This is a genomic window from Olsenella profusa (assembly GCF_016900315.1).
GTDB classification, from domain to species: Bacteria; Actinomycetota; Coriobacteriia; order Coriobacteriales; family Atopobiaceae; genus Thermophilibacter; species Thermophilibacter profusus_A.
The window spans coordinates 59,639-66,331 of the sequence record NZ_JACSNQ010000011.1; the positions used below are offsets into that span (position 1 = coordinate 59,639).

6 protein-coding genes are annotated in these 6,693 nt (G+C 69.0%); 4 read left to right on the forward strand and 2 right to left on the reverse strand.

The genetic code is table 11. The features are described 5' to 3' along the window. Positions 1-244 precede the first annotated feature (244 nt). Positions 245-1,579 (forward strand): M18 family aminopeptidase, encoded by a 1,335-nt coding sequence (locus tag H9X80_RS06245; protein WP_204793485.1) that lies wholly within the window; start codon positions 245-247, stop codon positions 1,577-1,579. A 162-nt stretch (positions 1,580-1,741) separates the two neighbouring features. Here H9X80_RS06245 and H9X80_RS09275 read toward each other — a convergent pair whose 3' ends face one another. Together H9X80_RS09275 and H9X80_RS06255 are read right to left on the reverse strand one after the other, a co-directional pair. Next, entirely contained in the window at positions 1,742-2,272 is a 531-nt protein-coding gene (locus tag H9X80_RS09275; RefSeq protein ID WP_204793486.1) for a 4'-phosphopantetheinyl transferase superfamily protein, read from the reverse strand. Next, on the reverse strand, positions 2,269-2,694 hold the full coding sequence (locus H9X80_RS06255) for an ABC transporter ATPase (RefSeq protein ID WP_204793487.1): 426 nt from the start codon (positions 2,692-2,694) through the stop codon (positions 2,269-2,271). The genes H9X80_RS09275 and H9X80_RS06255 overlap by 4 nt, the downstream gene beginning before the upstream one ends. Positions 2,695-3,019: 325 nt before the next feature. On the opposite strand from H9X80_RS06255, the gene H9X80_RS06260 reads away from it, so the two are divergent. The 3 genes from H9X80_RS06260 to H9X80_RS06270 all read left to right on the forward strand — a co-directional run bounded on the left by H9X80_RS06260 (position 3,020) and on the right by H9X80_RS06270 (position 6,240). Then, positions 3,020-3,268 carry an acyl carrier protein gene (locus tag H9X80_RS06260; protein ID WP_204793488.1) on the forward strand — a complete coding sequence of 83 codons (249 nt, stop codon included), beginning with the start codon at positions 3,020-3,022 and terminating at the stop codon, positions 3,266-3,268. A gap of 87 nt (positions 3,269-3,355) precedes the next feature. Next, positions 3,356-5,260 (forward strand): CocE/NonD family hydrolase, encoded by a 1,905-nt coding sequence (locus H9X80_RS06265; RefSeq protein WP_239471711.1) that lies wholly within the window; start codon positions 3,356-3,358, stop codon positions 5,258-5,260. Between the two features lie 158 nt (positions 5,261-5,418). Then, the gene (locus tag H9X80_RS06270; protein ID WP_204793489.1) at positions 5,419-6,240 is read left to right on the forward strand and encodes a DAPG hydrolase family protein; all 822 of its coding nucleotides are present in this window, start codon (positions 5,419-5,421) and stop codon (positions 6,238-6,240) included. The last annotated feature ends 453 nt before the right edge of the window (positions 6,241-6,693 follow it).

The following is a 6,693-nucleotide window of genomic DNA, read 5'->3' on the forward strand; positions in this document are numbered from 1 at the left end:
TGCGCACTGCGCCAAATTCCCGGGGGGTGTGCGGAAGTGCCGCCTGTTTTGTCGCCCTTGTGTGCAGACCCGCGCACAAGCCCCGTCCTTCTCGCACTCAAAACGCGCACTCCCGCCGATTCCGGCGCAGCGCACAGGGGAAGCGATTCTGGCACCAGGCACGACGCCCCGGCGAGAAGAACGGTGAGGCCCGGCGAGAAGTGCTAGGCTAGTCGGTCGCAAAACACGACCGAGGAGCTGCCTCATGCCAACCAACGAGAAGGAGGCGGCCGCCGGGCTCGTCGAGTTTCTCCGCGCCTGCCCGACCGCCTTTCACGCCGTCGCCGAGGTCCGCGCGCGCCTTGACGCGGCCGGTTTCACCTACCTGCCCGAGCAGGCCCCCTGGGACGTCGTCCCGGGCGGGCGCTACTACACCGTGCGCAACAACTCGAGCGTCGTGGCGTGGAAGGTAGGCGCCGACGCGTGCGCGGACGGCGCCTACCACTTCCAGATGACGGCGTCCCACGCCGACTCTCCCACCTACAAGGTGAAGGCCGTGCCCGAGCTCGTCGGCGAGGGCGGGAGCCTGCGCCTGGACGTCGAGGCCTACGGCGGCATGATCGACCACACCTGGCTTGACCGGCCGCTCGGCGTGGCCGGGCGCGTGCTGGTGCGCGCGGGCTCGCGGGTGGAGAGCCGCCTGGTGGACATCCGCCAGGACGTCTGCCTGATTCCGAGCGTGGCCATCCACCTCGAGCGCGGCAGTGGGCTTGCGCCCCAGCTCAACCGGGCCGTCGACCTCTGCCCGCTCTTCTCGGCGGGCGAGCTTGCGACGGGCGCCTTTGACGAGATGGTCGCCGAGGCGGCCGGCTGCGCGCCCGCCGACGTCCTCGCGCGTGACCTCCTCCTCGTGGCGCACGAGGAGCCGCGCGTGTGGGGCCGCGCCGGGGAGTTCGTCTCGGGCGCGCGTCTGGACGACCTGCAGTGTGCCTACGCCGCGCTCTCCGCGTTTCTCGCCACGGAGAACCCGCGTTGCGTCACGGTCTACGCCTGCTTCGACAACGAGGAGGTGGGCTCGGGCACCAAGCAGGGCGCCCTCTCCACGCTGCTCGCCGACGCCCTGGCCCGCACGAGCGCCGCGCTCGGCAAGACCGACGAGGAGCACCGTCGCGCCATTGCGGCCTCGATGCTCGTGAGCTGCGACAACGCGCACGCCGTCCACCCGAGCCACCCCGAGAAGATGGACGGGGCCAACCGCTGCCACCTGAACGGCGGCCTGGTGGTCAAGGAGGCGGCCAACCAGCACTACTGCACCGACGCCTTCAGCCGCGCCGTGCTCGTGGCCGTGCTGGAGCGCGCGGGCGTGCCCTACCAGACCTTTGCCAACCGCTCCGACGTGGCGGGCGGCTCCACGCTCGGCAACCTCTCCAACGTGCAGGTGAGCGTGCACGCGGTGGACGTGGGCTGCCCGCAGCTGGCCATGCACTCGGTCTTTGAGACGGCCGGCGCGCGCGACACGGCGCTCGCCATAGACGCGCTCGAGGCCTTCTACGACGCCGACCTGCTGATTGACGGCTCGGACGCGGTGGAGCTGGCGTAGGGGCGAGAAGAACGGGCCGGTCGGGCGCCGCGCAGGACGGATGGGGCGTCGTGTCGGTCGGGCGCCGCGCAGGACGGAGGGGGCGTCGTGCCGGGCGGCGCCCCGGCCTGGCCGGCACGACGCCGGCCCCGCGTTCTTCTCGCTGCCCCGCGCCCGCGCGCCCTACGCGAGGAGCTCCATCTCCGCGACGGCCACCACGAGCCCCTCGTCGTGGGAGAGCGAGACGTCGCACGCGCTAACGCCGAGCGCGCCGGCGAGGTCGGGCGCCACCAGGAGCTCCGGCCAGTCGCGCGTGCGCACCACGCGCAGGTCGGCGAGGGTCACGCGCCGGCCGAGCCGGGCCTCGAGCGCGGCCACGCCGTCGTCGTCGAGGCGCAGGCACTTGTAGGCCGCCTCCTTGAGGGCAAAGCCTGTCGCCAGGAAGTGTCCGCGCGCCGCCGGCCCGGCGAGTCCGGCCAGCTCACGGCGCTCCTCGGGCGAGAAGCACGAGCGCACGAAGGGGTCCTCGGCGCAGTCGTCGCGCGCCGCCAGCGCAGAGAGGCGCTCCGAGCGCAGCAGGTCGCAGCCCACGCGCCGCACGGGGCGGAGCCCGGCGCCGCCTGCCCCCGCGCCCCCGCGCGCGGCCCCGGCGGCCCCGAGGTTCTTCTCGCCGCGGCCGACCGCCGCAGCCGTGTGTCCGGGCTCTCCGCTCACGCGTCCCGCCCGAGGCGGGCGTCCTTGGCCCGCAGGAACCAGAACATCACGAGCGACGTCACGTAGCCGATGAGCATGAGCTGGACGTAGGTCAGAAGCCAGGTGGCGATGACGTCGCCGCCGGCCGGCGTCTGGAGAAACGCCATCATGAGCGAGATGCACGTCACGTACATGAGGTTCTCCAGGAAGATGGAGACGTAGGGGTGGGCGGCGGACCCCTCGAGCGGGCGGGTGAGCGCGGCGGCCACGCCGGGCACCGGCAGGATCAGCTGCACGAGCACGTTGGTGCCGAAGGCGGCGCAGGTGTAGGGGTACCACGTCACAAACTCGAGCGGCGCGCCCCCCAGAAGCGTCGCGCTCGTGTTGATCACGATGGCGAGCACCACGTCCTGTACGATTGCCCTAAGACTCCACGAAAGCATCGAACCCCCGTTTCTTCCCGCCGGGCGACCCCCGGCTTAATCGCAGGTAGCTAACGGGCATTCTACGGGCTACTTCCTGTCGTCTACGGGCGCATTCCAACCGTTCGGCAGCTTTTGCACTTCTGCACAAAAAGCAGGCGAGAAGGACCCTGGTCTTTGGGGCCGCTTACATTGTGGGCGCGCCCTCCCTTGACCGACACTAGCCCCAGGCTGGAGCCGCAGCGCCCTGCGCGCGGCCGGCCCCGACTCACGGTCATTCGCGGGCGGCGTGCCCGCGGCAGCAGCGCGGGCGCCCGCGGGCGCCCGGAGAGGAAAGGGGTCCGTCATGGACGAAGATCGCAAGGAAGTGTTCGACGCTCTGTGCAAGCGCGCCTCGCAGCTCTTTGGCAAGGACGCCTCCGAGTTCACCGAGGACACCGTCTTCGAGGACCTGGGCATCAAGTCGGTGCAGGTCTCGCAGATCACCACGTACCTCGAGGACGAGTTCGACGTCGAGATTCCCTACATGAAGTTCCGTCGCAAGAAGACCTTCGGCGAGGCCGTCGACTACGTCGTGGAGCTCATGGAGGAGTAGCGCAGCCTGAGGCCGCCCCGCTCCCGGCGGGCGGCGCAACCAGCCGTGGCGAGGCCACGGCACAACGTCTAGCAAAGGAGGTACTGCATGCTCGAGCCCCACATTCCCGAGGAGTGGGTCAAGGTCACCGACAAGAAGCTCTCCGACTTGATCGACATGTCCGGCGAGAACGACCAGGACGACTGCCCCATCTACTGGGACCCCGACGTCGAGGGTTACATCTACCTGCGTCGCGAGACCTTCGGCGGCGAGGAGATGATGGCCGCCTACCGCGTGGCCCGTCGCCCCAACGACAACCAGGCCGAGGTCGACCTCTCCGCGTCCGACGACCCGATGGCGCGCATGGGCCAGGGTTTCTGCCCGCCGTTCAACCAGCGCAGCTACGAGGCCGCGCCGGGCGTCATCTGCGACCAGGACCAGGAAGTCGTCATGCGTGATGGCACCAAGATCTACTGCGACATCTACCGTCCCGACACCACCGAGAAGGTCCCCGTGATCGTCTCCTGGTCGTGGTTCGGCAAGCGCCCCGGCGACGGCATGAGCGAATGGCAGATCATGGGCGTGCCGCCCAAGACCGTCTCCAAGTGCGCCAAGTTCGAGTCGCCCGACCCGCTGTACTGGTGCTACCAGGGCTACGCCGTGGCCAACGTCGACGTGCGCGGCGCCGGCCACTCCGAGGGCAACGTCCACATGTTCACCCACCAGGACCGCGAGGACGGCTACGACTTCGTCGAGTGGGTCGCCCAGCAGCCGTGGTGCAACGGCAACGTGGGCATGTCCGGTAACTCCGGCGTGGCCATGCACCAGTGGGGCATCGCCGCGGAGCAGCCGCCCCACCTCAAGTGCATCGCGCCCTGGGAGTCCACCACCGACCTCTACCGCGAGAGCTTCTTCGAGGGCGGCGTCCCGGCGCTCTCCTTCAACAAGTTCATCGCCGCGCAGGTGACGGGCCCCAACGGCGTGGACGACCAGGTCGCCATGGCGCAGATGTACCCGTTCATGAACCCCTACTGGGAGGACAAGCGCCCGGACTTCTCCAAGGTCCGCATCCCGGTCTACCAGACCGCCGGCTGGAGTCACTTCCACCTGCCCGGCTCGTTCAACGCCTGGCGTCGCTGCCGCAGCCACCTCAAGTGGATGCGCGCGCACCGCGACTTCGAGTGGCCTGACACCTACAACCCCGACAACCTCGAGGACCTCAAGCGCTTCTACGACCGCTACCTCAAGGGCATCCACAACGGCTGGGAGATGACCCCGAAGGTGCGCCTGGACATCATGGACGCCTACGACGTCGACTACCAGGAGAAGCGCCCCGAGAAGGCGTGGCCGATCAAGCGCACCCAGTACAAGAAGCTCTACCTGGACGCCTCCACCCACGTCGAGTCCGTGGAGACGGAGAACAAGGAGACCTTCGCCCTCTCCACCGAGCCCGTCGCCCAGGCCGCCGAGGCCAAGTACGACCCGGCCACCGGCGAGGTCGACTTCGAGTTCGTGCTGCCCGAGGACACCGAGATCACCGGCTACATGAACCTGCACCTCTACGTCTCCTGCGAGGGCTACGACGACATGGACATGTTCGTCAACATCCAGAAGGCCGATGCTGACGGCAACTGGATCCCGTGGTACACGCTCGACGAGCCGCACCCGGGCGCCTGGGGCAAGTGCCGCGTCTCTCGCCGTGCCCTTGACGAGAAGCTCTCCAAGAAGCACATCCCCGTCCTCGCCAACACCGAGGAGAAGAAGCTCGCCGAGGGCGAGATTGTGCCCGTGGAGATCGCCATCGTCCCGACGGCGCGCGTCTACCACAAGGGCGAGCGCTTCCGCGTCCAGATCGCGGGCCGCTACATCCGCGAGGGCTGGTTCGAGCCGCTCGCGTGGGACACCGACAACCACGGCACCCACGTCATCCACACCGGTGGCGAGTACGAGTCCTGGATCGAGATCCCGGTGGTCCCGCCCCGCTACCAGGCCGGCGAGTACATCCACCGCTAGGGTCTCCTAGGGCCTTGCCGCCCGGCCCTGATCACGTCGCGCGGGCGAGCGTCCCCGCCCGCGCGTCTCGTGGCCCCCTGCCCCCGCAGGGGGCCACACGCGTATCGTACGGTCGCCGCCGAGGCCGGCCGCCTCGCCCGGCGCCAGAGAGGAGAGACATGGCACACAAGGTTCCCGTATCCGACGCCGACCGCGTCAAGAGCTACTTCAAGTACTACGAGCAGGACGTCGAGCAGGGCGACCCCGCCAAGCACGCGCGCGTCGACGAGGGCCCGTTCGACAACGACCTCTGCACGCGCGTCCAGGACCGCGCCGACCTCTTCAAGCCCGGCGAGCTGCCCGGCGAGTTCGGCTGGTGGCTGCTTGAGGACGGCACCGCCGCCACGGCAAACGACACATTCATGCCCGGCGTCACCGCCGAGATGTTCGACTGGTGGTTCGCCTGGCACCCCATCGACCGCCTGCGCTACGCGATTTGGGACAACGAGGACCACTACGATGTCTACCTCGATGACCCGGCGCGCGCCCTCGACGACACGCTCACCATCCGCGAGCGCCACTGGGGCAGCGTCCACCACGTGTGGGAGGACGCCGGCGTCGGCCACGCCGACCTGCTGCAGATCAGCTTCAAGCGTCCCGGCGAGATGGGCTACGACGAGTCGCTCATCGGCACCGGCGTCTGCTCCACCATCGTGTGCGCCAACGGCCTCACGCTCGGCTCCGGCCCAATTCCCGACTCGCCGGCCGTGATGACCCACTTCCTGCGCCCGGCGGAGGGCGGCAGCGTCCTGCGCTCGCGCTTCTGGATGGGCTGGCGCATCAACGAGCAGGGCGAGGCCGAGAAGGGCATCCCCGACGGCGTCTCCATTCCCGCGCCGATCGTGAGCGGCCTGCTCCACCACAACATCAAGGAGTTCTCCAACCTCGCGCGCATCCTCCCGTCGCTCTACGCCGAGGAGAAGGACCACTGGGCCAAGTAGGTTCCTCCTGCCCTCCTGTCTGCACGACCCGACGGGTTCCAGCCGCATGTGCGACCGGGGCCCGCCGTCGTTCTCGCTGCCCGCGCCCCAAAGCGCGGCAGCCCCGCCCAAAGTGCACCCGATTCCTAAGTGCACCCGCCAAGTGTACTCACGGGCGGGTGCACTTAACGTGTTTCGGCCGGTTTTGGGTGCACTTGAAGCGAAAATGACGCCCGGCCCGGTGCACTTGACGAGTGCACCTGGGGAGCGCGTGCGCATGAGACACTGTCGCACCCGAGAAGTGCGTGCACTTGACGAGCTCACCTTGGAAACGGGTGCACCTGGGGAGTGCACCTAAGGAGCGCGTACACCAAAGAAGCGCGTGTCCCCTAAGCAGCGGGCGCACTTGGCGAGAAGGACCCGGCTAGAAGGCGAGAAGAACCCGGCGAGAAGACCCCCCTCCCAACCCCGCAC